This is a genomic window from Pseudomonas sp. 7-41 (assembly GCF_021233075.1).
In the GTDB taxonomy this organism is placed as follows: Bacteria; Pseudomonadota; Gammaproteobacteria; order Pseudomonadales; family Pseudomonadaceae; genus Aquipseudomonas; species Aquipseudomonas veronii.
This window is the reverse complement of record NZ_CP089551.1, coordinates 5,643,016-5,669,357: the sequence shown is the minus strand read 5'-3', so window position 1 is coordinate 5,669,357 and position 26,342 is coordinate 5,643,016. Positions and strand designations below refer to the sequence as shown.

At 55.4% G+C, this 26,342-nt stretch carries 28 protein-coding genes, 1 tRNA gene and 2 pseudogenes; 23 read left to right on the top strand and 8 right to left on the bottom strand.

What is annotated here, in order from left to right; all coding sequences use genetic code 11:
• Positions 1-17: 17 nt before the first annotated feature.
• Positions 18-380 carry a DUF167 domain-containing protein gene (locus tag LQ249_RS25750; RefSeq protein ID WP_017846747.1) on the bottom strand — a complete coding sequence of 121 codons (363 nt, stop codon included), beginning with the start codon at positions 378-380 and terminating at the stop codon, positions 18-20.
• A gap of 380 nt (positions 381-760) precedes the next feature.
• Between LQ249_RS25750 and LQ249_RS25745 the strand changes: the two genes are divergently transcribed.
• From LQ249_RS25745 to LQ249_RS25730, 4 genes are all read left to right on the top strand, one after another.
• Positions 761-1,126, top strand: coding sequence for an SMI1/KNR4 family protein (locus LQ249_RS25745; RefSeq protein ID WP_017846748.1), 366 nt, complete (start codon positions 761-763; stop codon positions 1,124-1,126).
• Between the two features lie 191 nt (positions 1,127-1,317).
• Positions 1,318-1,854, top strand: coding sequence for a dihydrofolate reductase family protein (locus LQ249_RS25740; RefSeq protein WP_232565974.1), 537 nt, complete (start codon positions 1,318-1,320; stop codon positions 1,852-1,854).
• A 243-nt stretch (positions 1,855-2,097) separates the two neighbouring features.
• Positions 2,098-2,748: a hypothetical protein gene (locus tag LQ249_RS25735; protein ID WP_052735757.1), complete on the top strand. Its 651-nt coding sequence runs from the start codon at positions 2,098-2,100 to the stop codon at positions 2,746-2,748.
• 171 nt (positions 2,749-2,919) lie between these two features.
• On the top strand, positions 2,920-3,312 hold the full coding sequence (locus tag LQ249_RS25730; RefSeq protein WP_046382162.1) for a hypothetical protein: 393 nt from the start codon (positions 2,920-2,922) through the stop codon (positions 3,310-3,312).
• Between the two features lie 232 nt (positions 3,313-3,544).
• Here LQ249_RS25730 and LQ249_RS25725 read toward each other — a convergent pair whose 3' ends face one another.
• Both LQ249_RS25725 and LQ249_RS25720 read right to left on the bottom strand, forming a co-directional pair.
• The gene (locus LQ249_RS25725; RefSeq protein WP_017846753.1) at positions 3,545-3,865 is read right to left on the bottom strand and encodes a hypothetical protein; all 321 of its coding nucleotides are present in this window, start codon (positions 3,863-3,865) and stop codon (positions 3,545-3,547) included.
• Positions 3,866-4,161: 296 nt separating this feature from the next.
• Entirely contained in the window at positions 4,162-4,731 is a 570-nt protein-coding gene (locus tag LQ249_RS25720; protein ID WP_017846752.1) for a hypothetical protein, read from the bottom strand.
• A 1,128-nt stretch (positions 4,732-5,859) separates the two neighbouring features.
• Between LQ249_RS25720 and LQ249_RS25715 the strand changes: the two genes are divergently transcribed.
• From LQ249_RS25715 to LQ249_RS25680, 9 genes and pseudogenes are all read left to right on the top strand, one after another.
• Positions 5,860-6,696, top strand: a complete 837-nt coding sequence (locus LQ249_RS25715; RefSeq protein WP_046382163.1) for a hypothetical protein — start codon at positions 5,860-5,862, stop codon at positions 6,694-6,696.
• A gap of 154 nt (positions 6,697-6,850) precedes the next feature.
• Complete coding sequence (locus LQ249_RS25710; protein ID WP_046382164.1) at positions 6,851-7,582, top strand: hypothetical protein; 732 nt, start codon at positions 6,851-6,853, stop codon at positions 7,580-7,582.
• A 117-nt stretch (positions 7,583-7,699) separates the two neighbouring features.
• Positions 7,700-8,443 (top strand): hypothetical protein, encoded by a 744-nt coding sequence (locus LQ249_RS25705; protein ID WP_227778716.1) that lies wholly within the window; start codon positions 7,700-7,702, stop codon positions 8,441-8,443.
• A 286-nt stretch (positions 8,444-8,729) separates the two neighbouring features.
• Positions 8,730-9,949, top strand: a protein-coding gene (locus LQ249_RS25700) for an IS3 family transposase (protein ID WP_442962247.1) whose coding sequence is annotated in 2 segments (ribosomal slippage) — positions 8,730-9,075 and positions 9,075-9,949 — 1,221 coding nt in all. Because the reading frame shifts where the segments join, the coding sequence is not laid out codon by codon here.
• 656 nt (positions 9,950-10,605) lie between these two features.
• Positions 10,606-11,067: a hypothetical protein gene (locus tag LQ249_RS25695; RefSeq protein ID WP_232565972.1), complete on the top strand. Its 462-nt coding sequence runs from the start codon at positions 10,606-10,608 to the stop codon at positions 11,065-11,067.
• A gap of 100 nt (positions 11,068-11,167) precedes the next feature.
• Entirely contained in the window at positions 11,168-11,824 is a 657-nt protein-coding gene (locus tag LQ249_RS25690; RefSeq protein ID WP_046382167.1) for a hypothetical protein, read from the top strand.
• Positions 11,825-12,413: 589 nt separating this feature from the next.
• On the top strand, positions 12,414-12,599 hold the full coding sequence (locus tag LQ249_RS31860; protein WP_376740630.1) for a hypothetical protein: 186 nt from the start codon (positions 12,414-12,416) through the stop codon (positions 12,597-12,599).
• Positions 12,554-12,709 (top strand): annotated as a pseudogene (locus tag LQ249_RS31855) (integrase); the annotation flags it as partial. The gene LQ249_RS31860 and the pseudogene LQ249_RS31855, both read left to right, overlap by 46 nt.
• Positions 12,701-12,886: pseudogene (locus LQ249_RS25680) on the top strand (DUF6124 family protein); the annotation flags it as partial. The pseudogenes LQ249_RS31855 and LQ249_RS25680, both read left to right, overlap by 9 nt.
• Here LQ249_RS25680 and LQ249_RS25675 read toward each other — a convergent pair.
• From LQ249_RS25675 to LQ249_RS25665, 3 genes are all read right to left on the bottom strand, one after another.
• A complete protein-coding gene (locus tag LQ249_RS25675; protein WP_232565971.1) occupies positions 12,879-13,178 on the bottom strand; it encodes a hypothetical protein in 300 nt (99 codons plus the stop codon). The pseudogene LQ249_RS25680 and the gene LQ249_RS25675 sit on opposite strands and share 8 nt — an antisense overlap.
• Before the next feature lie 910 nt (positions 13,179-14,088).
• On the bottom strand, positions 14,089-15,069 hold the full coding sequence (locus tag LQ249_RS25670) for an AraC family transcriptional regulator (protein ID WP_046382169.1): 981 nt from the start codon (positions 15,067-15,069) through the stop codon (positions 14,089-14,091).
• A gap of 209 nt (positions 15,070-15,278) precedes the next feature.
• Positions 15,279-15,656: a cytochrome c gene (locus LQ249_RS25665; RefSeq protein ID WP_232565970.1), complete on the bottom strand. Its 378-nt coding sequence runs from the start codon at positions 15,654-15,656 to the stop codon at positions 15,279-15,281.
• A 400-nt stretch (positions 15,657-16,056) separates the two neighbouring features.
• Here LQ249_RS25665 and LQ249_RS25660 point away from each other — a divergent pair, with 400 nt between their 5' ends.
• Positions 16,057-16,365: a DUF3077 domain-containing protein gene (locus tag LQ249_RS25660; protein WP_017846211.1), complete on the top strand. Its 309-nt coding sequence runs from the start codon at positions 16,057-16,059 to the stop codon at positions 16,363-16,365.
• Between the two features lie 163 nt (positions 16,366-16,528).
• Here LQ249_RS25660 and LQ249_RS25655 read toward each other — a convergent pair.
• Positions 16,529-16,613: transfer RNA gene (locus LQ249_RS25655), tRNA-Leu, on the bottom strand.
• A 108-nt stretch (positions 16,614-16,721) separates the two neighbouring features.
• Between LQ249_RS25655 and queA the strand changes: the two genes are divergently transcribed.
• The 6 genes from queA (at position 16,722) to LQ249_RS25625 (ending at position 22,796) form a co-directional block, all read left to right on the top strand.
• Complete coding sequence (gene queA, locus LQ249_RS25650) at positions 16,722-17,771, top strand: tRNA preQ1(34) S-adenosylmethionine ribosyltransferase-isomerase QueA (RefSeq protein ID WP_017846191.1); 1,050 nt, start codon at positions 16,722-16,724, stop codon at positions 17,769-17,771.
• A gap of 5 nt (positions 17,772-17,776) precedes the next feature.
• Entirely contained in the window at positions 17,777-18,892 is a 1,116-nt protein-coding gene (tgt, locus tag LQ249_RS25645; RefSeq protein ID WP_010565220.1) for a tRNA guanosine(34) transglycosylase Tgt, read from the top strand.
• Positions 18,893-18,935: 43 nt separating this feature from the next.
• Positions 18,936-19,274 carry a preprotein translocase subunit YajC gene (yajC, locus tag LQ249_RS25640; protein ID WP_003175975.1) on the top strand — a complete coding sequence of 113 codons (339 nt, stop codon included), beginning with the start codon at positions 18,936-18,938 and terminating at the stop codon, positions 19,272-19,274.
• 62 nt (positions 19,275-19,336) lie between these two features.
• Positions 19,337-21,205, top strand: a complete 1,869-nt coding sequence (gene secD, locus LQ249_RS25635; protein WP_057004584.1) for a protein translocase subunit SecD — start codon at positions 19,337-19,339, stop codon at positions 21,203-21,205.
• 9 nt (positions 21,206-21,214) lie between these two features.
• Positions 21,215-22,129 carry a protein translocase subunit SecF gene (gene secF / locus LQ249_RS25630; protein ID WP_017846188.1) on the top strand — a complete coding sequence of 305 codons (915 nt, stop codon included), beginning with the start codon at positions 21,215-21,217 and terminating at the stop codon, positions 22,127-22,129.
• Between the two features lie 124 nt (positions 22,130-22,253).
• A complete protein-coding gene (locus LQ249_RS25625) occupies positions 22,254-22,796 on the top strand; it encodes a glycine zipper 2TM domain-containing protein (RefSeq protein ID WP_053257883.1) in 543 nt (180 codons plus the stop codon).
• A 203-nt stretch (positions 22,797-22,999) separates the two neighbouring features.
• Here the strand turns inward: LQ249_RS25625 and suhB are convergent, their stop codons facing one another.
• Entirely contained in the window at positions 23,000-23,815 is an 816-nt protein-coding gene (gene suhB, locus LQ249_RS25620; protein WP_017846186.1) for a type III secretion system regulator SuhB, read from the bottom strand.
• 145 nt (positions 23,816-23,960) lie between these two features.
• Here suhB and trmJ point away from each other — a divergent pair, with 145 nt between their 5' ends.
• From trmJ to iscR, 3 genes are all read left to right on the top strand, one after another.
• Positions 23,961-24,731, top strand: a complete 771-nt coding sequence (gene trmJ, locus LQ249_RS25615) for a tRNA (cytosine(32)/uridine(32)-2'-O)-methyltransferase TrmJ (RefSeq protein ID WP_003210307.1) — start codon at positions 23,961-23,963, stop codon at positions 24,729-24,731.
• A gap of 2 nt (positions 24,732-24,733) precedes the next feature.
• Positions 24,734-25,516, top strand: coding sequence for a serine O-acetyltransferase (gene cysE / locus LQ249_RS25610; protein ID WP_046382172.1), 783 nt, complete (start codon positions 24,734-24,736; stop codon positions 25,514-25,516).
• A gap of 303 nt (positions 25,517-25,819) precedes the next feature.
• Positions 25,820-26,311: a Fe-S cluster assembly transcriptional regulator IscR gene (gene iscR / locus LQ249_RS25605; protein ID WP_003194020.1), complete on the top strand. Its 492-nt coding sequence runs from the start codon at positions 25,820-25,822 to the stop codon at positions 26,309-26,311.
• Positions 26,312-26,342 lie beyond the last annotated feature (31 nt).

The window sequence follows — 26,342 nt, the reverse complement described above, 5'->3', positions numbered from 1 at the left end:
GCGCCCGTAGCGAATGGTCAGGTGCTTTCTGCTTCTGACAGGGCCTTGGCCACTACGGCAGGTAAGCTTCCGGGCGCCCTTATACGCATTTGCTTGTTCAAATTAAAACGACCGAACACAACCGTGATGTCAGAAACCGAGACGTCAAACTCTCGGGCGAGAAACTTAACCATATGGTCAGTCGCCCTGCCTGCTACGGGTGCGGCGGTGACGCTGATCTTGAGTTGACTTCCTTTCGCCTTGCCGATGGCATCCTTTTTGGCGCTCGGAGTTCCAAGTATGTTCAGAACTAAAGTCTCTCCATCCCACCCACAAAACGAGGACATCTCAAAGCCACGGCCGGATGATTTCTTTTTGGTAATCGCTTTTGCTTTCTTCACATGGATCCTGCGTAGGTCGGATAAAAATGCCTAACTATAAATAGACATCAATGGGTGCATAACATTTTTGGGCGGACGTGCGCTGCCGCTCTGGAGTGCAGTATTTACGAGGAGGGCGGAAGTAAAAACGGTTAGACACCATTGCAGCAATTCCTTTTGCGAACGGTGTTTAACAGTGTCGAGGGTAGCGCGGGGCTTGGAGGAAAGACAAGAGGGCAGCAGCCGTAGCACCGGCGCTTGGGGAAAAGACGAACGACTGCTTCTTGCCCGTCCCGGCCTATTGCGACCGGCAGAAGTCGACCCAAGCGGGCTTCTACACTCTCTGATTGAATAAGCTATCGTCCACCGCACGATACTGATCAACACTCGGACTTGAACGAATGACAGACAATCCTTTTCGTATTCCAACAGATGCTGAAATTGCTGACGCAGAGAGCAGGCTCAATTTTCGCTTTCCCGATGAATATATCCGCTTCCTGAAAGGTGGCAGCGATGTCGCAAACGCCGCATTTGAACCCGCGGTGATTTTGGGAGGATGCAGCCATCTGGATATTTTTGAAATTACCGAAGCCGCCTGGGCCCAGGGAGTGCCTCGGGATTGGTTGCCTTTCATTGAGGACAACAGCGACTACTTCTGCATATCGCAGGCTGGTGTTGTTCGATACTGGTCCCACAACGGAAGTACAGACGAAAGTTGGCCAACCTTTGCCGCCTGGTTCGAACAGGTCTGTATAGCTCTTGAGTAGTGTATGTACGATATCCGCGATCCATACCAAGTGTCCGCTGCTGGCCCAGAGTGTGTAAAAACGCTTCGCCAAAATTGAAGTGGGCGCATCTACGTTAAATCTGAAATTTTGAACGGCAGTCAGCGAAGGCGAACCTTTTATTCTGCTTATGATCAAGGATGAATAAACGTCGTTTCAATTAGGAGGTCCTGATGGCCACTGCACATGTTTTCATCGCCGTCAGCCTGGACGGCTTCATCGCCCGGCCAGATGGCGACATTGATTGGCTTTTGCAGCGTGATGATCCGACTGAAGATCATGGCTACTGCGCCTTCATTGCCGACAAGGATGTGATCGTGATGGGGCGAGGCAGCTATGAGAAGGTGCTGACCTTCGACACATGGTTCTACGACCGGCCCGTCGTGGTGCTGTCTGAACAACTGGCCGCTACGCCGGTGCCCGAGGCGTTGAAGGGCAAGCTGCGCTTCTCAAACCTCGCACCAGGGGACCTGATGGCCGAACTGGATGGGCAAGGCGTGCATCGTGTCTATGTCGATGGCGGGCAGTTGGTGCAATCCTTCCTGCGCGATGGATTAGTCGCCGATATGGTGATTACCACTGTTCCCGTACTGATCGGATCGGGAAGGCGATTGTTTGGGGCCCTTCAGCAGGACATTGACTTGGAACTGGTATCCAGCTGCAGCTTTGCTTCGGGGTTGGTGCAGTCTACCTATCGGTTGACGGTATGACCGGTTCGCGAGGATGTTCGATCTAGAGCAATGAGGGGAGAGGGGGGATTTATTTGCCGAGGCCGATTCTCGTGAACGTTGCCTTTTCTTCTGGCTGGCAGTCAGTTAGTGGTCGACTTCTGCCGGATATGACAGGCAGAAATCGGCCAGAAGCGGGCATTGGGTGGCACATGGCGATATATTCCGGGCATAGCAATCCACCTTCATTCACGATACTCGCTAAAGACAATGGTCAGGAAAGACATGAACTTCACCGACGAATTAGTAGCCGCCTTCCCGGCAAGCAATCCGGTACCTCCAGTATTACGACAGACCATGGAATTCCTGGAAGCACTAGGCTGCGTCCGTCACTATCGGACCGGGGGCCGCTACATGACTTTGCATCCCGAACCTGAATACAACAACAGCGCTATCACCGCCTTTCACGTTCCGGACTCCGCCGATACTGCTCGATGGACGGCCTGCGAAGATCCCAGAGTAAACGAGCGGCTATCAATATTCCTCAGGACTGGTGGCGATGGATCGTGGGCAGGGTTATGGCTGGACGACCACGATCAGCAGCGAATCGTCCATCTTGGCTCGGGCTCGGGATCAGACATGCTCTGCGTCTTGACCAATAGTACGCAAGACCTGATTCGCTTACTGGCCATCGGTTACAACGAGCACTGCTGGCCAGAGGAGTTTACGAGAACACCGGCCGAACTGCGGGAGCAGCAATACGCAGATGATGACTACCCCGCACCACCTAGGGCATTGCGGGCTTACGTGGAACGCACGCTTGGCCTCAGCGTCCCGGCGCGCGCATCAGATCTCATCTCAAGCACAACAAGCATGGACGCGCATGAATCCAGTGATCCTTTCTGGAACTGGCTCAAACAGGTAAGAAATGATTGAAAGGTCCCGTCACTATCTCGACCACCAGAAGGTCAGAGAATCGCAGGATTTTTCATCAAGCCTTGGATTAATTGGCCGCTCGCAACGGGCGTAGACCAGCAAAAAATCGACGTTAGACACGTAATCGCGAGCTGCCTAATCCAAGCTTCGAAGCCACGATAGGGGAAAGATATGGCAGGAGGGAACATCATCTGCGGCACCTTCCAAAGTGCTGACAAATCCGGATCAGCCTTGGAGGTTGTGTTAGAGGCACTCCCGTTGCAGGCTCACGAACTGGTCGAAAATGTTAAACAGCAACTCGATACAGCAGAATTTGTCCTCATAGAGGTTGAACAAGCGAAAAGCTTGCTTCCATTCTTACAGGTCTACCAGGCTCAATTGATCGCTGAGATCGGGCACGATGATTGGGCTCGCGCAACGCAGGAGGAAGAGTCTTCGCTTGAACCTGTCGCGGCAAAGTGGGGATCAGGTAAGGGATGGAGACTTTACTGTGTGCGAGATCTCGTAGGGGCCTGTGAAAATTCGTTGGTAGAGATGGAACCAGTCTGCATCACGTTTAGTTAACTGCTTCCAGCTCGTTTTCACACAACCTGGGTCGATAGCAGCCCTTTGCCAAAGGCAGCCATCGACCAACAGCACCCCCTGGGCTCCTTCCGCGTTGCGGGTTCAACAAAGGCGAAACCGCTCCGCGAAGACACCCAGGGGTAAAGCATGGCCCTTCGGCCGATGCTTACAGACCGACCGCTATCGGCCAAAAGCCGCCTGTCGATTGCCTTGACGCTGAAACCATGGACTCTCAATCTGTTATCGAACCCAACGCACTGTAAAGCTCTTGTCGAGCGAGAGGAAAATCCTCAAGCCTTGTCCTGGCTTCCAGCGTTGCGCGTGCTTTGGCAACAGACGCGGGCCCCAGGATACCAATGGCGCGTATGGCAGCCCAACGAGTGAAATGGTTCTCGGGATCTGAAACCAGCAAAAGTATTTTTTCAAAGTCTGCATCATCGGACGCATGCTCTGCCAGCAATCTGGCAATACCAAAGATATCAATTGGGTATGCAACCTGGTGCACGCCCAGATACATCGCCCTATCGATCAATTCGTCAAATGAAGAGTCCATGGTGTCTCGTAAGGTAGTCGGGGTTTCCACGTAGCTGAGCCAAGACAAGACTTTGTCAGAACTCATTAAACGTGCAGGGTGCAGCCGTCAGGTTACACGACCGTTTAGCCGAGGGCTGATAAACAGTTGTGGATTTTTGTCGGTGTCGGAAGCCGCTTTTGAGTCGATTCTGCCTGTCGTCTATGACAGAAAACAGCTATGATGCGGACGACGGTAGTAGGCTACATCAAAGTGCTGCCAGAGTTACTTACAGGCTGATTAAGCACTGAGGTCTATGGAAGCGACTCCACTATAATTTATTTATAAATGAACTGATACCCAACAATATAAGAGCCTATCTTATTGGAGTGTGCAGTCACCAAAACGACATCCATGCCTTTTTTCCTTCGTTCGTTGAACTCCAACTCAGTGGTGCACAGCTCAATCCAGCGCTCAGTATTTAAATCCTTAAACCGCAAGCCCGCCTCACACCGGCCAGACCTTCCAAAGGAAGGTCCCGGAATATGTAGCTCATAAGCTGATTCATAATGAACAATCTCGCCAGGCAACAGATAAGTAAAAACCTTATAACTATTTAAAGATAATACAAGACCCAGACAAACGCCCCCCACAAAAGAGTCGGCAACTCGCTTCAAATCTCTTCCGTCAGGGCGATAGTAAATTGCTCGTCCGGCAAAAACGAGTCCAACCAAACAGCCAACGACTATATAGGTGGTCCACTCAGGAATCGACGCCATTAAAACGATTCGAGTCCCAATGCGACTAGCCCAAAGCATATAAATAATCCAGCCCACCACCAAAATCAGGCACGTCGCCGCCCAGAAAGCTTTTTTCTTTGGCTCGTTTTCAAATGAAGGATATTCCATTCCCTGAATGCTCTATTTTTTATTTCCAACATGAGTCGAAGGCAGCGCAGCTCAACAGCCACAGGCTTGTCACGACGCCCCTCAAGATATTCACGGCTTTCGCCGAGGTGTGCAATAGCACCGAGACCAGAGTGCCGGCGTGCGCGCCCGGAACGACGCCAGGGTGATTGAGAGCGTGCCGACCATCAGGCACTCATCTGAATAGCCCCCACTCTAGTGGACACTTTAGATTTCTGCTTTTGGACAACCTCTGCCTGTCGCCGCGGACGACAGTCGCCCGATCGGATTAGACTACACCGGGGTCCTGTCAGAGATTATTTCCATGCTGATTAAATGCCAAAGGTGCGGTCAAGGTGACGTTCGAGCAATGCGGGTCTGCTCTACACAACTTTTACTGTGGGTGTGCGACGAGTGTGAAGCAACGTGGGCGAGCCAGATTGAGGTGAATGTCTGCAATTTTGAAGACTTCGGGACATTAATGGCCGGCATGGGACGCAAAGGTTTATGGTCAGAATTAGAGCCACAGTGATAATTTCGTCATCAACTACTGTCTATCAAAGGCCCCTTTTGGCCGTTTTTTGCCCGTCGCGCAGAACGGCAACCGACCCTAAGCTGTCCTTCGCGACCGGCAAAAAACGACCCGTTGCGGACGTTCAGAAACCTTTCGACTAAGTACTTACGATCACAACGGCACAACCAGTTATCGTTCTAGCGCCTGCTTCAAGCCGAACGCTTAGACCAGATCAACAGCCCTGACCTCTATAGCTCGTTGAGGGACAAAGCTGGCACCCTGTACTGTGCAGGATCTGAATCAACGTACAAGGAGGTGCTTCTAACTCTCATGACCCCTCGGTTGCCCGCTCGGGCAGCCGTTCTACAAGCCCCTCGCGGTAGCCCTGCGCTACGGTAACGATACTTAGTCGTCAGTCGATTAGACGCTAGACTCCCCGAGCAAGTTGAAAACGTTTGCGAATACAAAATTAAGAATAGAGTTTTGATTCGAAAACAATGGGCAGCAGTTATAGATCATGCTACTTGGCGAATGCACGGCTGCCCAAATAAGTATCAAACTCAGTCATTCGGCATGCGCAAACTTTTTCTATGAACGGACGCAGGGGAAGTAATGCTATGACTGACAACGACATCCGCTATTTTGGTCGCGACCTTATAGAACTCATTGACGTTAAATCCGCCAGAGACGTTTTATTATCCAGCGACATGTTCAAACACTCTCCGCGCATGAGTCGCCTGCTCAACTATCTTGTTGAACAGGCCATCGTCGAGTCGGTGCGCGACACCAGCGAATACGCCATCGGCATCAGCGTATTTGACCGCGACCCATGTTCGTACAGCACGGGCGAAGACCCGGTCGTTCGGGTACAGGTGGGGCGCTTGCGGGCAAAGCTGAGGAATTACTACGCAACATTCGGGCGTAACGCCAAGGTCAGGATCGTGATTCCCCTGGGTTGCTACATGCCCACCTTCCAGCGCCAGTCAGCAAACGCCACCGGGGTTGCGCCCAGCCATGCGTTTTGTATCTGCCCGTTCAAATGCCTGTCTTCACAAACGAGGTGGGAATGCTTTACCGAAGGGCTGCATGAGGAATTGACCCACCACCTGTACAAAAAGCTCGACAGGAAAATCATCGTCGAGTCCGCAGCTACTTGTGCAGGCATTCACCCTGCGCAATCACTCGACAGTGTGCCCTGCAACGGCATCGGTCACCGTCTGGAGGGCAGTGTCCACGTGGACGCGGAACGGATCAGAACGTCAGTACGCCTGATTGATGTAACAACAGGCTATGTGGCCTGGTCGGAACAGTTCAATCGCGCGGCGTATACGGCCATTGCACATCAACAAGAACTGGCGTCGTCTATTTGTTATGCACTACAAGGCTTCCTGGCAATGCATGCGAGTATTCTTTCGGAGCACTCAGCCCATAACAGCGGCACGGCGTTACTGTAACGATACTTATAAAAACATCGCGTTATTCATACGCTCCCCCTCGAACCACTGGAATGCGCTAACCACTGATTAGCCTCCCGGCGATTCAAATAGCCAGTCGCGCGGAATGAACGACTGACAAACTTTAATGTGTTAGGGATTAACAGGTGAAAAAATGACTACGTACACTATTGAGTTCAACTTTGAAAATTCCGAACAACAGGCCGTGCTCGCGGCTTTACAGGCGCAGGGTTATAATCTGCTGGCTTATAAAGGCGCCGTTGGCCCCAACCAGCTAACCACTGGCGTACCGACCTGGTTTTCGGTCCCTTACGGCGACCAGTTCGGCATCGTCGACATTTATTACAAACCTAAATACAAGTTGTACGTCAGCACCCAGGCCGATATCGCTGCCAATACAACGATTCTCATGAAATCCCTGTCCCGGCCCCTCGAACTTGGCATTGCGCAAACATTCAACTCTGACGGCACCTTCGTTTCAGGCGGGGTCAGCAATGTTCCCGCTGATAGCCTGGGGCTGTTCAATAATCGGCCTGCGGGTACGCCACCGCTGACAGTGGGCCTTGCCGGCCTTGTCACTACCCCTTCAGGAGGCGAACAGTACTTGCCGTTCTGCGCATTTACCTTGAACCCACAGGGTTCAATCATGATGAAGCCGCTGGAAACCATTTTGCTGGTTGCAGCGCAACAGAGCCTGGAGTCAGGTAATGTCCAAGCCAGCGTTTCGGCGCCTGGGTGCACCTTCTCGTTCTCCGCGAGCGTGGGCAAATATGACATGCAAGTGCTGCCCAGCACCTTTGCCATTACCAACCTGAAAGGTAAACCTTCGGTTTCCCCCGTAAGTTCCGGCTCGACCATTGGCACCATCGTCAACTCGGCCAAGTGACCGGATTTTAAATAGGTGCACTACACCCGTGTCCGTCCTGGCGGAAACGGGTGTTTTTCTATCTGGCGGGAGATGCCTGTGTGTGAATACAGACCGTACGTACTGTTGTGTGCCTGCTTGATAACAGGCCTGTTGACTCAGGTTTGCCACGCGGCGCCGTTGCGGCTGACGCTTTATCTGAACATTGAAGCCCGGCAATTTTTGAATGCCACTAACCAGTCCATTGTCATCGTTGTACCCGACCCCTCGTCTGAAGGAGACAACAGCGTAGTGGCTATTAATTTACCGCCGCCTATCACGGACTCGATGGTGGTGGTCATTGAACCGAAGACCAGCATTTATGTTGCCCACGGTGTCGTCAGCTCCGCACAGGCTTTTAAAATCGGGGTGTCCAGCCCTGTCTTGTATGGCAACGCGTACAGCTTCAACGGTTATAAAATTAACGGAAACGGCAAAGGCAAGGACGGCAGCGTGGGTATCTACTACGACGCACCCCCTAACGCGAAACCGCTGATCACGGGGCAGGCGTTATTTATCTATGACAGTGACACAGGAAAGCCTGCTTCACCGTCGCCGATCAATGGCTTCACCCTCAACCCCTTTCAATCTCGCTATATCTCGCAGCCGGCCGCCGTTATATGGGCGCTGATCGGCAGCAATATCAGCAGCGGCAGCGTATTGCCTAACAGCGTGCTCAAGTCTGTATCGCCGTATCTGTCCTATGCCAACGCATCGACACAAGGGCGTTCGTCCTTTCAAATCAGTCGTTACCTCGAAGTACCCTTCAATGAACAGAACCAGGCCAGTATTCATTTTGACTTATCCCTTAACGCCTTCGAATGTGGGCCCTACCCGAAGTAGCGCTACGGTAACGATACTTACCCAGGTTGTGCCACTAACGTGCTACTGCGTCAGAAAAATGGGTCGATTCTGGAACAAATGCAGTGACAAGTAATTCTTGCAGTGTGGGACGAATTTGCGGTGACGTCCATTTCTGCTGGTTTTGGAGAGAGCCAGACTGAAGCCTATGAAAAAACGTTTATCAACGACTTAGCTCAAGCTGACAAACGCTCCAATTGAACGAGCCCCATGAAAGACAGGACACCGTTTCCCCCTTACGATAAGGGATAGGCAAACGGTTATGTTTATGACTAATAGCAACGATAAGAGTGGGGAGCTTTTGGGCCAGGAGCGGCGACGCCGCTGGAGCCCGGAGCAAAAACTGGCCATGGTTCGCGAGAGCCTTGAGCCAGGGCAAAGTGTGTCGGTCGTCGCTCGGCGCAACGGCATCAATGCCAACCAGTTATTCCTGTGGCGCAAGCTGTATCAGGACGGCAGCCTGTCGGCGGTCAGTGCTGGCGAAGCCGTGGTGCCGGCCTCCGAGCTGAGCGATGCGCTCAAGCAGATCCGTGAACTGCAACGGATGCTGGGCAAGAAAACGATGGAAGCCGAAATCCTCAAAGAGGCCGTGGAGATCGCCCGGTCGCGAAAATGGATTGCGCACTCACCCTTGTTGCCGGGGGACGACCAGTGAAGCTGGTCAGCGAATGTCTCGGTGTGGCGCGCTCGCAATTAACGGTTCGAATCAAGCAATCGGTATCGCCCAAGACACGGCGAAGCAGACCTGTGGACGACGCTGAGTTGGTGGTTGAAATCCAACAGCAGGTCAGCGAGTTGCCCAGCTATGGCTACCGTCGTGTCTGGGGATTACTGCGTCGGGAACGTGAAACCCATTCGCTGCCGGCGATCAATGTGAAGCGGGTTTACCGGGTCATGCGTGATCACGACTTGCTGCTGGAGCGTCGACTCAAACAGCCCGGCGTGCCGCGTCGGCACGAAGGCCGTATTGCCGTGAAAACCAGCGATACGCGTTGGTGCTCGGACGGCTTTGAGTTCCGCTGCGAGGATGGCGCCAAACTGAGCGTGACCTTCGCCCTCGATTGCTGTGATCGCGAAGCCATCGGCTGGGTGGCAAGCCCGACCGGGTACAGCGGCGATGATATCCGCGACTTGATGCTGGAAAGCGTGGAGAAGCGCTTCGGTGATCAATTGCCCGCGACGCCGGTGCAATGGCTCAGCGATAACGGTTCCGCCTACACCGCCGAACAGACGCGGCTGTTTGCTCGGCAGATCGGTTTGCAGCCGGTGACCACGCCAGTTCGCAGCCCGCAGAGCAACGGGATGGCGGAGAGCTTCGTGAAGACGATCAAGCGTGACTACGTGGCGCACATGCCCAAGCCGGATTGGGAAACGGCGCTGCGTAACTTGGCAATTGCCTTCGAACACTACAACGAGCAGCATCCGCACAGCGCTTTGAACTATCGCTCGCCGAGGGAGTTCAGGCGCTTGGCGGCAGCATCAATTTAACAGGGAGTTGGTGTCCGGTTTTGTAGGGGCAAGTCCACCAATAGACTGATTTTTAACTACAGAGAGCATGGTGTTGGCGCCGACGCCGAATTGCCCTAGTTGCCGATATATCTCTGACCCGGTCAGACTCCTCGCGAGCCACTACCTTTGCTAGATTTGTGTTGATTTAAAGGTGGGTCAGTCTCACGTCAGCTCGCGGGTCAATTCTGCATTGGCGTTAACACATATGGGCGGTCTGTCGCGTAATTTCAGAGTCGTCTTTAGTGTTTCATTACTATTGGTCTTGCTTATTTTTCACAAATTAGCGTGGTTTAAGATTGGAACTTTTTAGGGTGATCTTACGAAAATTATCTAGTGGTTTATCTGTGATGAAAATATTAATGCACCTCTGGCTCGTAGCCACCGAGTCACCCATTGCTACGCTTGTTTTTAGTGGGTAACAGCCGAGCTGTTACACGGTGTATCTGTAACGTTACTTACCAGAAGCAGGGGAGTTCGCGAATCTCAAATGGTCGCAGCCAATGACGGCAACGACGGTCAGCCGCGGTAGTGATTGCAGGACATTGCGATCCAAGCCAGCGGAGGCCTTATCACTTGGAGATTTCTAGAATGTCTGATGATCTGATTTGTCTCGACTTAAGCCCTAAGGAATGGACATGAAAAGTAAAAATCTGATTGTGCTGTTTTGTGCCGGTTCGCTGTTCAGCACGCTGGCGACTGCGGATGTTAACGTGTTCCGAGCGATCGATAGAAAAAACGCCACTTATGCGAAGGTAGCAGATGCGCAATGGAGGATTGACGAGGATGGTCTGTCCACATTTGAAGCAGCAAACTTCATTGTGCCCGGAAAGCCTTGCAAGGTCCGGTTCACTGTCGTTGGGGTCAACCCGCCGTTCAATCAGGGCGACCAGGGTCCGATCCACAATATGGCCGGATATATTGGCGTTTACTCTCCTCAGCACGGAGGGCTGGGGCATTGGAGCATTACCAAGGACCCCGCGCCGGCTGTCCCGGCTGATATCACGAACTTTGTGATTGCAAACAATGCGTCGGAGGTAAATGTCGGCTATACCGGAGGCAGTCCTTCTCAATGCCTCACTCCGGCACAGCCAAATTAGTACTGCCAGAGCGCAATTGATATTGTGATGACTGATTAGAACTACAGTCAATTGAGAAGAGGTGTCTGGTTAGCACCTCTTCTTTTTTTAGGAGAGTCTTATGGCTGTTCTGCATTATTGTTATTCATTCACAAGCGATGTCCTCAAAAAAGATCTCGCTGGAACCCCAGATGAAGTCATTGCTCGGTTGCACCAAAAATCAGCTGAGGCGTGCAGAAAGCCGTCCCATGTGATGGCGGAGGCTTTAGAGGCAGTGCGTTTTAGCCCTTCTTGGCTTACCGATGAGGAAGAGAGTGATCGCCCGGCAAAGCAATTGCTGGTATGCCTACTTGGGCATTGTCATCCAGTACTCTCGCTAGGTCGAAGCGGTGAGCTTCCGTATCATTTGATTCTGAAGGCTCTACTGACGGATGCGGGGTGGAGTAACGAGCGAATCACTGACCTTATTCGTGGAAAGCCAGCAACAATCTTGTTTTCTATGGCGGAGAGAAAAGATTTGGAAGCGATATTCACTGGCCTCACTGATATCGTAGGTATTCTCGGTCCCGATGAATGCGCCAAGCTGACCATGGAGTTGAATTCAACTCGCGATTATTTCTTCATCGATCATGCGCGTCACGAAGAAGTTCTCGGCGGCATTGTTCCGAATTGGTCAGGTCAAGGGGCTGTGCTGGCGAAGTCTGCATGGTCAAGGGCGGTTGACATGCTGAGCAGTCGAGCCTCCGAGCGTGACGCGCTGATTTTGATACTGGATTGATTGTTTAGGTCAGCGGTAAAACCCGACGGGCGGCCAGACAGATAGAAGCAGCGACCTCCTGCTGCCACTCCATGGTCTGGGGGCCTGTTTCTCATCAAACTGGTCCACCCATAACAAACGTCCGCTTTGGCAGCTTGTAAGCTTGGCCGTCAGCCTCAGCTTGCAATCATGGAAGCGAAACCGAGCTGTAATCAGGTAGTCCAGAGCGTTGTGGTTAACGGTTTCAACCGGCACCACGAGCACGAACGTGGTCGAAAAGTTTTGGTATGCCTGGTATGCCAACAGACGTGTAACAGAACTGTCTTGACCTCTGCCTTTTTTTATCGCAGATCTGCTCATCCAACCGATTGGACAGATAGCTGAAAATTTTCTCAAGTCACCAAGGCCTTTGTGATTGGTGGGAAGCCTATTGTGCGATTGGGCACGGTAAAGTCGTATGCGAACGGCAGCAGTGGGTCGATTTCAGCCGGTCGCCACTGGCTGAAATCGGCCAGAAGCAGACATTCAAACCGCTAGCCAAATACACTGTCGAGAAGATCGCACTCAAAAATTTTGGTGCAAGTGTGCAGCCATGGAAAAGGGAGGATTCATGAGTCTTGATCTGTGCTTGGAAGCTGATAGTACGCTCACAATTTCGACGCTGAGCAAAGCACTTGCGAATGCTGGTGCTTGGGAAATAGAGAAAACGCAGCGGCCAGTGCAGTTCAAGATTACTGAACAAACACAGTCCATCTATCCACTCGCCAATACGCTCGTATCGTCAAAGGCTGGGTGAAGGCCGTTGGCCTTGATCCAGCCATGTATGGCACTCATGAGATGAGACGTACGAAGGCATCACTGATCTATCGCAGGATGAATAACCTGCAGGCGGTTCAACTGCTGCTCGACCTGTACGAAGACCTGAACGGCAAACACCGCGACATCGCCCTGGCGATCCATCAACTGAGCGAACTGGGCGTACTCCTCACCGCCAAATTGCTCGATCGTGAAACGCCTTGCCCTGGCCAACCCGCCCAACAAGCCGTCTCAGGCCACCTGCAACGGCTTGCCGCGATCAATTGACCCCAGGCCAGCTCTCCACATATTCAATAGTGAAGTCCGGATAGGAATCGACGATCTGGATCTTGTAGTCGGGGTAGCTGTCGACGGTTTGCCATTTGCCAACAGAGTCCGGCCAGGAAACCACCTTCTTTACCTTAAGGTCGGGGTACTGATTCACCACTTTCACCTTGTAGTCGGGATAGCTGTTCACGAACTGGATCTTGCCGTAAATCTTCGACACATCGACCGTCGTACCGGCGTGAGTGCAAAAAGTGCAGGTCAACAGCAAGGAAGCGAGGGCAGCTTTGAACATGAGCATTTCATCCTAAAAAATCGAAGCGTCCAGTCTATCGATATCCACGCGGGCCGTTTCAACTCACCTGCCCGATTGCTGGCGGCGTCATCATACGGCACATACAACGGCTCGGCGATCTGGCTTGTGATGGCTTTGGTCAACCCCCTCAGCCTTGCCGACTGCGCGATTGAGCTCAAACGCCATCGATGGCGTCGAGCTGCTTGGCAGCGTGAAGGCCCACGCCTTATCGCTCTAAAGCGATCACTGTAGTCCGCTATCCAAATCTAGCGGTTCGGAATTCTATTTCGCGGGAAGAAAGTGACCAGCTACTCGTTTTATACTTGGCCGGTTCAGGCTTGCTCATGCAGTCATTTCACCAGCCAGCCCATAAAGTGAGAGAAGCTGAATTCAACTCAAATCTGTCACCTTGATTGAGCGCCCATAGCTTTCCAACAAGGCTGTCATCAAGTACCACCTCTTCAGCTGTCTCGATCAGATGCCGTGTATGCAGTTTTTTTTGAAGCCTAACGCTTCTGACCATGGATCAACCTACCAATAAATAGTCCGAAGATCGGCATGATAATACTGGAACGCGGAGATGACCGCTCTGGGGCTATTTCAGCCGGTTCCGACAGGCAGCTATTGGCCGGATGCGGCCTATTCCGAATCCCCGCTCTCGCCCCATAGCTACTGGTCGTGATCGCCCGCTTTAGGCCGTAAACCATTTCGAGTGAAGAGAATTAACTCGTCTGATTTTCACCTGTGCAACTAGATCAAGGAGGGATTTTAACGAATGCGTCGTTAGAGATATGGGCTCTTATCGCTTGCTCGATTTTGCGTTATGCCATGCAGCTGCATGGCATAACGATAGTGGCTGGTGAATGCGATGCGCTCACGCCCCTAAACGATGCGGCACGCGGGAGTTGCGTTACAGCGCTCGCACTGGAATGCAGATGTCGCAACTAAACTCACCGGTGTGGGGGTCAAGTGCCGTGGTCGCAGAAAACATCTCGAAGCAAGGCCTATCGTCGCATTGTAGTCCGCTGGACGGCATCCATTCACGCGTCAGCCACATCCAGGCGTTACCTAAAACCTCAGCTTTCCCTTTGAAACTCGCTACGGCATAACGGCCGCCCGGCAGAGTTAGAATATCTACCTGGCCGCTAGCAACAAAATGAGCGGGTACTTCGACGCACGCGTCATAGCGGCACTTGTTGGCTGGAGTGAGAGACGGGTCGTCATGACCTATGCCATAACACGTTTCATCACTGAGGCCATTTGAGTGCATCCACGGGGCAATGGTGCCGCGCCAAAATTCGCCGATGGCGGGCCCATATGGTCCGATCAAACGTTGATACGCGACGCGTGCTTTTGGTAAATCAACGATACGTACATCCATGGCACAAGTTTCCGTTAGCCGATAAGAGACGTCAGATTCACCGAGCGCGGGCTCGCCTTCCTGATGGATATTGCTGAAGACCTGATCAGGATTGCTCTCTTGGTTGCCTGGTTGCTGTCCGATCGCGGACGCCTGCATTTTCAGCCGCTGAAGAGTCGTGGAGCGCCAGGTCGATGGCGTGCAGCCGAACTTGAGTTTGAAGGCTCGCGCAAACGCTTCACCCGAATGGAAGCCGGTGGCCAACGCTGTTTCAAGTACTGTTTCATGGCTACCACAGGACAGCCGGAAGGCCGCCTTCTCGAGCCGTCGACGCTGTGCATAGCTGCCAAGCGTTTCGCCCATCCATGCGGCGAAAATTCGATGAAAATGGAAGCGCGAGAAATTGGCGATGTCGGCTAACTGCGCGCCATCTAACGGCTGATCGAGGTGAGCATCGATGTAGTTGAGTACACGATTTATCCGTCGCGCGTACTCAGCGCGGGATACTTGCGCAGAAGGCTTGGTCGTCATGTTAGCTATTCTAAAAATCACCGTTCATGTGGCTGTTGAGCCGTTGAGTTCCTGCGATAACCGCAGCGCGTTCTTCGTTTCTTTCTCGGCAGCCTGCAGCTCCAGCGTAGGCCAATCTGTAGCAAAGGTATCGAGTTTGAACTGTTGGCAGAGCGCTTAAAGCGTCATGTCAATCCACGCAGACAGCACAGGACCAGGCACTTCGACGGTCATCGGGTTTTTGAAATAACGCCACCCATGTATTGATTTAAATCGCGAAAATCCTTAACGCTCCATGAGTGCGGCGATAGCTTTACTCCGTTCTCACGCAAGGTCCTTGGAATTAAGTCGCCATTTGGGCGAAGTATTATCGAAGACACAATCACGCCCGGATAATCATTTAATCGTTTTTTGAAAGCGAGCGTTGTTAGATCAGGCGTCGGCGGATTACTTTTTTTAGCCAGCGGTCCTGTTGCTTTGAGATCCATTCCATGGCACATGCTGCATCGCTGTAGATAGAGATTTTTTCCATTAGCATTATCCGCGAAGGATAGTGATGTTTGAGTCAGCGACAACATTCCTAGCGAAGCGATGAGCACTACTTTCATTGTTTTTATCTTCCTTGATGGGACCGGCGTCGATTGGACGCGATTGGGCGCGCGGGAAAGATATCAGCCATCGCGTCGGCGCACACGGTCATTTCTGATGCCCATTAAACCAACACGTTTTCCCGGAGGTAATCGGGGGCAGACCCCGGTTGTTTCCTGCATCTGGGGGGATCGGCGTCCCCGACCGACCTAACGGAAATTTTTCGCCACAGATACTGACTTTCAACCCCAATCGCTCCTGCGCTAACTTCCTCCCCGTCGCTTCCAACCCAGCGACCGGACTTGAGAATCCGAGAAACAATAGGCTCACTATATTAGGAGCTTAAGCAATGAGCATTTCTGACAGGCCATACCCTCACAACCCCACCACCCACACCTCCGCCCATCCAGGAGGTGCCCAATGATCAACCCACCCCTCAACAAAACCCTCGGCGTCATCACCTTTTCCACCTGTGGCAAGCAGCCCAACCTTCACCGACTATTCCGCGTGAACGCCGGCGTGCCCATCCGCGATGCGCTGGAGCATGCCTCCGAACTTCTCCACTGTTCAAAACTGCTGGCGTTGGATGCCGCCATGGACACGGGCGCGGATCGTTATGCCTGGGCGGCGCATTATTTGGGGGAGATGGCGAAGGCGGTGGTGGATGATTTGGCGAATGGGATGTTGGCCAATGGGGTGACAGAGGAGGGTGAAGTGGCGGGTAGTTAGTCTGGTGGTTTGAGGGTGTTGCGGCTGACGCTATCGCAGGCAAGCCAGCGCCCACAAGGGGCTGTGTTTCAAGTTGATGTTGCGCTGGTCGGGGATTTTGCTGGTTGCCCACTTTTCGACAGGCGAAAAAAAAGACCTTGAATTTCAAGGTCTTTTTTTAAGATGGTGCCCCGAGGGAGACTCGAACTCCCACTCCTTTCGAAAACGGATTTTGAATCCGCCGCGTCTACCAATTCCGCCATCAGGGCTCAATGGCGGCGAAGTATAGAGATGAGATTACCGTTGGTCAATCACGTTTCATGGTCAATTTTGACTATTTCCGCTAGACTTCCCGGCCCTGCTAGACGAACCCCATCATGCGCGTTGCTGACTTTACTTTTGAGCTCCCTGATTCGCTGATCGCCCGCCACCCTTTGGCCGAGCGTCGAGCCAGTCGACTGCTGACCCTGGACGGGCTCAGCGGTGCCCTCGCACACCGTCAATTCACTGATTTGCTTGAGCATTTGCGCCCAGGCGATTTGATGGTGTTCAACAATACCCGGGTGATTCCGGCGCGGCTGTTTGGCCAGAAAGCTTCCGGCGGCAAGCTGGAAATTCTGGTGGAGCGGGTGCTGGACAGCCATCGCGTGCTGGCCCATGTGCGCTCCAGCAAGTCGCCGAAACCGGGTTCGACTCTGCTGATCGATGGCGGTGGCGAGGCCGAGATGGTGGCGCGTCATGATGCGTTGTTCGAGCTCAAGTTTGCCGAGGAAGTGTTGCCGCTGCTGGAGCGCGTCGGCCATATGCCGTTGCCTCCTTATATAGACCGCCCCGACGAAGATGCGGACCGCGAGCGCTATCAGACGGTGTATTCCCAGCGTCTCGGTGCTGTCGCCGCGCCGACGGCCGGGCTGCATTTCGACCAGCCGCTGCTGGATGCGATCGCCGCCAAGGGCGTCGAGAGCGCGTATGTGACCCTGCACGTGGGGGCCGGCACGTTTCAGCCGGTGCGTGTGGATAACATCGAAGACCACCATATGCACAGCGAATGGCTGGAAGTCAGCCAGGACGTCGTGGACGCGGTCAACGCGTGCAAGGCGCGCGGCGGGCGGGTGATTGCCGTGGGCACCACCAGCGTGCGTTCCCTGGAAAGCGCGGCGCGTGATGGCGTGCTCAAGCCGTTCAGCGGCGACACCGATATCTTTATTTACCCAGGCCGGCCGTTTCATGTGGTCGATGCGCTGGTGACCAACTTCCATTTGCCGGAATCCACGCTGTTGATGCTGGTGTCGGCATTTGCCGGTTATCCGGAAACCATGGCTGCTTATCAGGCTGCCATCGACAATGGATACCGTTTTTTCAGCTACGGTGATGCGATGTTTATCACCCGTAATCCGGCGCCACGCGGCCCAGAGGAACAACTATGAGTCGTATGTCGTTTGAATTGCTGGCCACTGACGGCAAAGCCCGTCGCGGTCGTCTGACCTTTCCGCGCGGTACGGTAGAGACCCCGGCGTTCATGCCGGTCGGCACCTACGGCACCGTCAAAGGCATGCTGCCGCGCGATATCGTCGCCACCGGCGCCGAAATCATCCTCGGCAACACCTTCCACCTGTGGCTGCGCCCGGGCACGGAAGTGATCAAGAAGCACGGCGACCTGCATGACTTCATGAAGTGGCAAGGCCCGATCCTCACTGACTCGGGTGGTTTCCAGGTGTTCAGCCTGGGCGCCATGCGCAAGATCAAGGAGGAGGGCGTGACCTTCGCCTCGCCGGTCGACGGTTCCAAAGTGTTCATGGGCCCGGAAGAGTCGATGCAGGTCCAGCGCGACCTGGGCTCCGACATCGTGATGATTTTCGACGAATGCACGCCGTACCCGGCCGATGAAGACGTCGCGCGGGTTTCCATGGAGTTGTCGCTGCGTTGGGCCCAGCGCTCGAAGAACGCCCACGGCGACAACACTGCGGCGCTGTTCGGTATCGTCCAGGGCGGCATGCATGAAAGCCTGCGCAAGCGCTCGCTGGAAGGCCTGGATAAGATCGGCTTCGACGGCCTGGCCATCGGCGGTCTGTCGGTGGGTGAGCCCAAGCACGAGATGATCAAGGTGCTGGATTACCTGCCAGGCCTGATGCCTGCTGACAAACCTCGTTACCTTATGGGCGTTGGCAAACCGGAGGATCTCGTAGAGGGTGTGCGCCGCGGTGTGGACATGTTCGATTGCGTGATGCCAACCCGTAATGCCCGCAATGGGCATCTGTTCATCGATACAGGCGTGCTGAAGATCCGTAACGCGTTCCATCGCCATGATGATTCGCCGCTGGATCCCACCTGTGACTGCTATACCTGCCAGAACTTCTCCCGTGCTTATCTGCACCATCTGGACAAGTGTGGGGAAATGCTGGGTAGCATGTTGAATACCATCCACAATTTGCGTCATTACCAAGTCCTGATGGCTGGTTTGCGCGAGGCTATTCAACAGGGTACATTGGCCGCCTTCGTCGATGCCTTCTATGCCAAGCGCGGGCTCCCTGTGCCGCCCTTGGACTGAGTTTTCCGACCCTAAGATTCACTATTTGCAACTGGAGTGCTAAATGAGCTTTTTTATCTCTAACGCCATGGCTGATGCCGCTGCGCCTGCTGCTGCCGGCCCTATGGGCGGTGGTTTCGAGTGGATTTTCCTGGTCGGCTTCCTGGTCATCTTCTACCTGATGATCTGGCGTCCACAGGCCAAGCGCGCCAAAGAGCAGAAAAACCTGCTCGGCAGCCTGCAGAAAGGTGACGAAGTCGTGACCACCGGCGGTATCGCGGGCAAGATCACCAAGGTTTCCGATGCTTTCGTGGTTCTGGAAGTCTCCGACACCGTCGAAATGAAGTTCCAGAAGGGCGCCATCGCCGCCACGCTGCCTAAAGGCACGCTCAAAGCGATCTGAGTAACAACTTTTACCAATCGACGGGGCGCGCAAGGCGCCCCGCGTTATAAGCGGGCGGCGTGATGCTGAACAAATACCCTCTGTGGAAATACCTACTGATCCTGGCGGTGCTGGCGATCGGTTTTATTTATTCCGCTCCCAATCTCTATCCTGATGACCCTGCGATCCAGATCTCTGGCGCCAGCACTTCGCTGAAGGTCAATCAGGCTGACCTGGAACGCGCGAGCAAAGCGCTCACCGATGCGGGCATCCAGGTCAAAGCGGCAACGTTGGCAGCTGATGCGAAGGGCGGCTTGTTGCGCCTGACCAAGCAAGAAGACCAATTGCCGGCCAAAGACGTCGTGCGCAAGGCCATGGGTGACGACTACGTTGTCGCGCTCAACCTGGCACAGACCACGCCAAAATGGCTGCGCAGCATTGGCGCGCACCCGATGAAGCTGGGTCTGGACTTGTCCGGTGGTGTGCACTTCCTGCTGGAAGTCGACATGGACAAAGCCCTCGACGCGCGCCTGAAAGTCTACGAAGGCGACGTGAAGAGCCTGCTGCGTAAAGAGAAGTTGCGTTATCGCAGCCTGCCGCAGCTCAACGGTGCCATCCAGCTGGGCTTCTCTGACGAAGCTTCCCGCGAGCAGGCCCGTGCGCTGATCCGCAAGAACTTCAACGATTTCGACATCGTACCGGCCGACCTCAACGGTCAACCTGTACTGCGTCTGGCGATGACCCCGGCCAAGCTGGCGGAAATCCGCGAATACTCCATCAAGCAGAACTTGACCACGGTGCGTAACCGCGTCAACGAGCTGGGTGTGGCCGAGCCGATCGTTCAGCGCCAGGGCGCCAACCGCATCGTGGTTGAGCTGCCGGGCGTGCAGGATACCGCTGAAGCCAAGCGTATCCTCGGCAAGACCGCCAACCTGGAATTCCGTCTGGCCGCCGAGCCGGGTGCTTCCAAAGCCACTTCCGAGACCTTCGAGTTCCGTGAAGGCAACCGCCCTGCGGCGCAGATCGAGCGTGGCTTGATCATCACCGGCGACCAGGTGACTGACGCCAAGGCCGGTTTCGGCGAGCACGGTACGCCTGAAGTGAACATCCGCCTGGATGGCCATGGTGGCGAACTGATGAGCCGCGCCACGCGCAGCAACGTCGGGCGCAGCATGGCGGTGATCTTCATCGAGCAACGCCCGATCACCACCTACACCAAGCAAATGGTCAACGGCGTCGAGAAAGACGTGCCGGTGCAGACCTTCAAGGAAGAGAAGAAGATCATCAGCCTGGCGACCATCCAGTCGCCGCTGGGTGCTCAGTTCCGCATCACCGGCCTGAACGGCCAGGGCGAATCGTCCGAGCTGGCCCTGCTGCTGCGTGCCGGTGGCCTGGCTGCGCCGATGTACTTCGCTGAAGAACGCACCATCGGCCCGAGCCTGGGTGCCGACAACATCACCAAGGGTATCGATGCGGCCTTGTGGGGCATGCTGTTCGTGTCGCTGTTCATCATCGCCATCTACCGCTTCTTCGGCATCATCGCCACCGTGGCCCTGGCGGGCAACATGGTGATGCTGCTGGCCTTGATGTCGTTGCTGGGCGCTACGCTGACCCTGCCAGGCATCGCCGGTATCGTCCTCACCATGGGGATGGCGGTGGACGCCAACGTGCTGATCTTCTCGCGGATTCGTGAAGAGATCGCCGCCGGCATGACCGTGCAGCGCGCAATCAACGAAGGCTTCGGCCGGGCATTTACCGCGATTCTCGACTCCAACCTGACCACATTGCTGGTCGGCGGGATTCTCTTTGCCATGGGCACCGGCCCGGTCAAAGGTTTTGCGGTGACCATGTCCCTCGGTATCTTTACCTCGATGTTCACGGCCATCATGGTGACCCGCGCAATGGTCAACCTGATCTTTGGCGGGCGTGACTTCAAGAAGTTGTGGATTTAAGGGGCTGCCATGTTACGTACAATCAACTTCATGGGCGTTCGCAATATTGCGTTCGGCGTCACCGTGCTCCTTACCGTTCTGGCGTTGTTCAGCTGGTTCCATAAGGGCCTGAACTACGGTCTGGACTTCACCGGCGGTACGCTCATCGAGCTGACCTACGAGAAGCCGGCCGACGTGACTCAGGTGCGCGAAGAGCTGGTCAAGGCCGGCTATCACGAAGCCATCGTACAGAGCTTTGGTGCGACCACTGATCTGCTGGTGCGGATGCCGGGCGAAGACCCGCAACTGGGTCACCAGGTTGCCGAGGCCTTGCAGAAGGTCGGCGGTGATAACCCGGCGGCGGTCAAGCGCGTCGAGTTCGTCGGCCCGCAAGTGGGTGAAGAGCTGCGCGACCAGGGCGGCCTCGGCATGCTGATGGCGCTGGTCGGCATCATGATCTACCTGGCGTTCCGCTTTCAGTGGAAGTTCGGTGTCGGCGCCATTGTCTCGCTGATCCACGACGTGGTCGTGACCGTGGGCATCCTGGCGTACTTCCAGATCACCTTCGACCTGACCGTGCTGGCCGCGGTGCTGGCGATCATTGGTTACTCGCTCAACGACACCATCGTGGTATTCGACCGGGTTCGCGAGAACTTCCGCGTACTGCGCAAGGCGACGTTGATCGAGAACATCAACATCTCCACTACCCAGACCCTGTTGCGCACCATGGCGACGTCGATCTCCACCTTGCTGGCGATCGCAGCACTGATGATCTTCGGTGGCGATAACCTGTGGGGCTTCTCCCTGGCGCTGTTTATCGGCGTTCTGGCGGGCACCTACTCGTCGATCTACATCGCCAACGTGGTGCTGATCTGGCTGAACCTCAACAGCGAAGACCTGATCCCTCCGGCCGCGACTGGCAAGGAGGTCGACGACCGCCCTTGATGGGTGTTTGTTGATCTGCTGTTACAAAGAAGGCGCGAGTATTGAACTCGCGCCTTTTTTTTTGCTCCAAGGCTGGGTATAGCGCGGATCTTTCGGTCCGTTTGTGATGGTCAGGAGGTTCAACGTGAACAAGTCGTTACTGGTTGGTGCGGTATTGGGTGCTGTCGGTGTGACTGCCGGGGGTGCTGTTGCCACCTACAGCCTGGTAAAAAGCGGCCCTGAGTATGCGCAAGTGCTGGCGGTGCAGCCGGTGAAAACCCAGATTAAGACCCCGCGCGAGGTCTGCAAGGACGTCGCCGTGACCCGGCAGAAGCCGGTGCAGGATCAACACCAGATCGTCGGTACGGTGGTCGGTGCGCTGGCCGGTGGCCTGTTGGGCAACCAGGTCGGTGGCGGTAACGGTAAGAAGCTGGCCACCGTGGCCGGTGCGGTCGGTGGCGGTTATGCCGGTAACAAGGTGCAGGAGGGTATGCAGAACCGTGATACCTACACCACCACGCAAACCCGTTGTAACACCGTCAACGACATCAGCGACAAGGTCGTCGGTTATGACGTGCGTTACACCTTGGATGGCAAGGAAGGTTCGGTGCGTATGGACCGTGACCCGGGCGGCCAGATCCCGGTGGATAAAGAGGGGCGTCTGATCCTCGGCCAGAACCAGCAATAACCCCGGGCCTGGCACAGTTCACAATGTGGGAGGGGGCTTGCCCCCGATGGCGGTGTGTCAGTCAGCCTATCTGTAGCTGAAACTCCGCTATCGGGGGCAAGCCCCCCTCCCACAGTTGGCTTGTGGTGTTGCTGGTATTTAAGCTCACACCAAATTCCAGGCATAAAAAAAGCACCGAAGGGTGCTTTTTTGTGCTCGCTCGCTTAGCGCTTCAGCGAAGCCGGCAGGTGCGGCTGGATCGCCGTCAGTACTGCCTTGAAGCATTTGGTGTTGCCGGCTACCACGTGGCCTTTCTCCAGGAAGTCATGCCCGCCGGTGAAGTCGCTCACCAGGCCGCCGGCCTCTTGGATCAGCAGGGCGCCCGCTGCCATGTCCCACTCGGACAGGCCCGATTCCCAGAAGGCATCGAAACGACCGGCGGCGACGTAGGCCAGGTCCAGGCTGGCTGCGCCGGCGCGGCGGATGCCGGCGGTCTGGCCAACCAGGGCGCGGAACATACCCAGGTAGTTGTCCAGGTTGTCCATCTGGTCGTCACGGAATGGGAAGCCGGTGCCCAGCAGGGCGCCGTCCAGGCTGGTGCGGCCGCTGACGCGCAGGCGACGACCGTTCAGTTGGGCGCCACGGCCACGGCTGGCGGTGAATTCTTCCTGGCGAACCGGGTCCAGCACAACGGCGTGTTCCAGGCGGCCACGGTATTTGCAGGCAATGCTCACGGCAAAGTGCGGGATACCGCGCAGGAAGTTGGTGGTGCCATCCAGTGGGTCAATAATCCACAGGTAGTCTTCGCCTTCACCGCTGCCTTTGTGCAGGCCGGTTTCTTCGCCGAGAATGCCGTGGGTCGGGTAGGCCTTGCGCAGGGCGTCGATGATTTTCTGTTCGGCGGCGCGATCCACCTCGGACACATAATCCTTGGCGTCTTTTTCGTCGACCTTGATGGTATCCAGGCGCTCGATGGAGCGGAAGATCAATTCACTGGCGCTGCGGGCGGCGCGCAGCGCGATATTCAGCATGGGCTGCATGGATGTGTCACCTAAGGTTGTTAAAGAAAGCCGAGCATTCTAGCAGAAACTTTCTTCAGGTGAAGGACGGCGTGAGCTTTCGTGGCATAACCTTAGGCTGTTCTGTAAGATTTGCTCCCCTTTCCCGTGTCCGAGAGCGCCTCCCTTGCTGCAAAACATTCGTGTCGTCTTGGTCAATACCAGTCATCCCGGCAATATCGGCGGGGTGGCGCGAGCCATGAAAAACATGGGGCTGACGCGCCTGGTGCTGGTCGAGCCGCGCGTGTTCCCGCACCACGAGGCCGATGCCCGCGCATCCGGCGCCAATGACATCCTTGAAAAAGCCCAGGTCGTCGCCACTTTGGAAGACGCATTGGTCGGCTGCAACCTGGTGCTCGGCACCAGCGCCCGCGACCGGCGCATCCCCTGGCCATTGCTCGATCCGCGTGAATGCGGGACCAAAGTGGTGGAAGAGGCCGCCGGCGGCGCTGAAATCGCCCTGGTGTTCGGTCGTGAAGACTCCGGCCTGACCAACGAAGAGCTGCAGCGATGTCATTATCACGTGCATATTCCATCAGACCCGGAGTTCAGCTCGCTGAACCTCGGGGCGGCGGTGCAGGTGTTGAGTTACGAAGTACGCATGGCCTGGCTGGCCGCTGAAGGGCAGCCGAGCAAGGTTGAGAAGGATGAAGTGGCGTCGACCAAGAGTGGCGAGTTGGCCACCATGGACGAGCTGGAGCGGTTCTATGAACACCTGGAGCAAACTCTGGTGGCCATCGAATTCCTCGATCCGGAAAAACCGCGGCACTTGATGGCGCGCCTGCGTCGTCTGTACGGACGCAGCTCGGTCAGCCGGGCGGAAATGAATATATTGCGTGGCATCCTCACGGAAACCCAGAAAGCGGCCCGTGGCGAGCTTCTTAAGCGGAAGGATTAAAAATGTTCGAGCGTTTGCGAGAAGATATCCAGAGTGTTTTCCACCGTGACCCGGCGGCGCGCAACGCCTTTGAAGTACTGACCTGCTACCCGGGCATGCATGCGATCTGGATTCATCGCCTGTCCGGTGCCTTGTGGGGCATGGGCTGGAAATGGCTGGCGCGGGTGGTGTCCAACTTTGGGCGCTGGTTGACCGGCATCGAGATTCACCCGGGCGCCAAGGTCGGCCGCCGCTTCTTTATCGACCATGGCATGGGCATCGTGATTGGCGAGACCGCCGAAATCGGTGACGACGTGACCCTGTACCAGGGCGTAACCCTGGGCGGCACCAGCTGGAACAAGGGCAAGCGTCACCCGACCCTGGAAAACGGTGTAGTGGTCGGGGCGGGCGCCAAGGTGCTGGGTCCGTTCACCGTGGGGGCGGGGGCCAAGGTCGGCTCCAATGCGGTGGTGACCAAGGCGGTGCCGCCGGGCGCAACCGTGGTCGGCATTCCGGGGCGCATCATCGTCAAGCCGGAAGTCGGCGATGAGCAGGAAGCCAAGCGCAAGGCCATGGCTGAGAAGATCGGCTTCGATGCCTACGGCGTCAGCGAAGACATGCCCGACCCGGTGGCCCGTGCCATCGGCCAGTTGCTCGACCACCTGCAGGCGGTAGATGGCAAGCTGGACGGCATGTGCGGCGCGCTGAAGGAGCTGGGCAGTAACTATTGTGCGAAAGACCTGCCTGAGCTGCGCGAAGAGGACTTCGCCGAGATCAAAGACGAAGCCGCCACCAAGGCTGGCTGAAGCCTCGCGATCACCAAAAGTCCCCTGTGGGAAGGGGCTTGCTCCCGATAGCGGTGGGGCAGTCACCCATACATTGACTGGTCCTTCGCCATCGGGAGCAAGCCCCCTCCCACAGGTTGTTCTCCATTGGTCTTGGAATTCCTGCTTGGCCGCTGTTCCTTCTGTTCGTCCCCACCCCATCCTGCTATTATTTGCGCGCCCTTTTTACGGGTAATCCTGACTAAAGTACTAGGTCTTATAGTTGACTTAAATACTCGGGAATAGCATACTTGCTCCCATTCTGAAACACCTTGGTACTTGTCCATGAGACTGACTACAAAAGGCCGATACGCGGTGACCGCCATGCTTGACTTGGCTTTGCACGCGCAAACTGGGCCGGTGTCCCTGGCCGATATCTCCGAGCGCCAAGGCATTTCCCTGTCCTACCTCGAGCAACTGTTCGCCAAATTGCGCCGCAGCAATCTGGTCTCCAGTGTGCGTGGGCCGGGTGGTGGCTATCAACTGTCCCGCGACATGCAGGGCATCCAGGTGGCCCAGGTGATCGACGCGGTCAACGAATCCGTCGATGCCACCAAATGCCAGGGTTTGGGTGATTGCCATGCCGGCGACACCTGCCTGACCCACCACTTGTGGTGTGACTTGAGCCTGCAGATCCATGAGTTTTTGAGTGGTATCAGCTTGGCTGATCTTGTGACTCGCCGTGAGGTGCAAGAAGTAGCCCAGCGTCAGGACCAGCGCCGTTGCAACACCAAGGCGCCGCGTCTGGACAAGATTGAAGCGTCCGCCGTCGAGTGACAGCCGAAGAGCTAACGGCACGCCAGCCAGC

Coding starts and splice junctions, on each gene's coding strand:
- LQ249_RS25745 (WP_017846748.1), top strand. CDS start 761: ATGACAGACAATCCTTTTCGTATTCCAACAGATGCTGAAATTGCTGAC.
- LQ249_RS25740 (WP_232565974.1), top strand. CDS start 1,318: ATGGCCACTGCACATGTTTTCATCGCCGTCAGCCTGGACGGCTTCATC.
- LQ249_RS25735 (WP_052735757.1), top strand. CDS start 2,098: ATGAACTTCACCGACGAATTAGTAGCCGCCTTCCCGGCAAGCAATCCG.
- LQ249_RS25730 (WP_046382162.1), top strand. CDS start 2,920: ATGGCAGGAGGGAACATCATCTGCGGCACCTTCCAAAGTGCTGACAAA.
- LQ249_RS25725 (WP_017846753.1), bottom strand. CDS start 3,865: ATGGACTCTTCATTTGACGAATTGATCGATAGGGCGATGTATCTGGGC.
- LQ249_RS25720 (WP_017846752.1), bottom strand. CDS start 4,731: ATGGAATATCCTTCATTTGAAAACGAGCCAAAGAAAAAAGCTTTCTGG.
- LQ249_RS25715 (WP_046382163.1), top strand. CDS start 5,860: ATGACTGACAACGACATCCGCTATTTTGGTCGCGACCTTATAGAACTC.
- LQ249_RS25710 (WP_046382164.1), top strand. CDS start 6,851: ATGACTACGTACACTATTGAGTTCAACTTTGAAAATTCCGAACAACAG.
- LQ249_RS25695 (WP_232565972.1), top strand. CDS start 10,606: ATGAAAAGTAAAAATCTGATTGTGCTGTTTTGTGCCGGTTCGCTGTTC.
- LQ249_RS25690 (WP_046382167.1), top strand. CDS start 11,168: ATGGCTGTTCTGCATTATTGTTATTCATTCACAAGCGATGTCCTCAAA.
- LQ249_RS31860 (WP_376740630.1), top strand. CDS start 12,414: ATGAGTCTTGATCTGTGCTTGGAAGCTGATAGTACGCTCACAATTTCG.
- LQ249_RS25675 (WP_232565971.1), bottom strand. CDS start 13,178: ATGTTCAAAGCTGCCCTCGCTTCCTTGCTGTTGACCTGCACTTTTTGC.
- LQ249_RS25670 (WP_046382169.1), bottom strand. CDS start 15,069: ATGACGACCAAGCCTTCTGCGCAAGTATCCCGCGCTGAGTACGCGCGA.
- LQ249_RS25665 (WP_232565970.1), bottom strand. CDS start 15,656: ATGAAAGTAGTGCTCATCGCTTCGCTAGGAATGTTGTCGCTGACTCAA.
- LQ249_RS25660 (WP_017846211.1), top strand. CDS start 16,057: ATGATCAACCCACCCCTCAACAAAACCCTCGGCGTCATCACCTTTTCC.
- queA (WP_017846191.1), top strand. CDS start 16,722: ATGCGCGTTGCTGACTTTACTTTTGAGCTCCCTGATTCGCTGATCGCC.
- tgt (WP_010565220.1), top strand. CDS start 17,777: ATGTCGTTTGAATTGCTGGCCACTGACGGCAAAGCCCGTCGCGGTCGT.
- yajC (WP_003175975.1), top strand. CDS start 18,936: ATGAGCTTTTTTATCTCTAACGCCATGGCTGATGCCGCTGCGCCTGCT.
- secD (WP_057004584.1), top strand. CDS start 19,337: ATGCTGAACAAATACCCTCTGTGGAAATACCTACTGATCCTGGCGGTG.
- secF (WP_017846188.1), top strand. CDS start 21,215: ATGTTACGTACAATCAACTTCATGGGCGTTCGCAATATTGCGTTCGGC.
- suhB (WP_017846186.1), bottom strand. CDS start 23,815: ATGCAGCCCATGCTGAATATCGCGCTGCGCGCCGCCCGCAGCGCCAGT.
- cysE (WP_046382172.1), top strand. CDS start 24,734: ATGTTCGAGCGTTTGCGAGAAGATATCCAGAGTGTTTTCCACCGTGAC.
- iscR (WP_003194020.1), top strand. CDS start 25,820: ATGAGACTGACTACAAAAGGCCGATACGCGGTGACCGCCATGCTTGAC.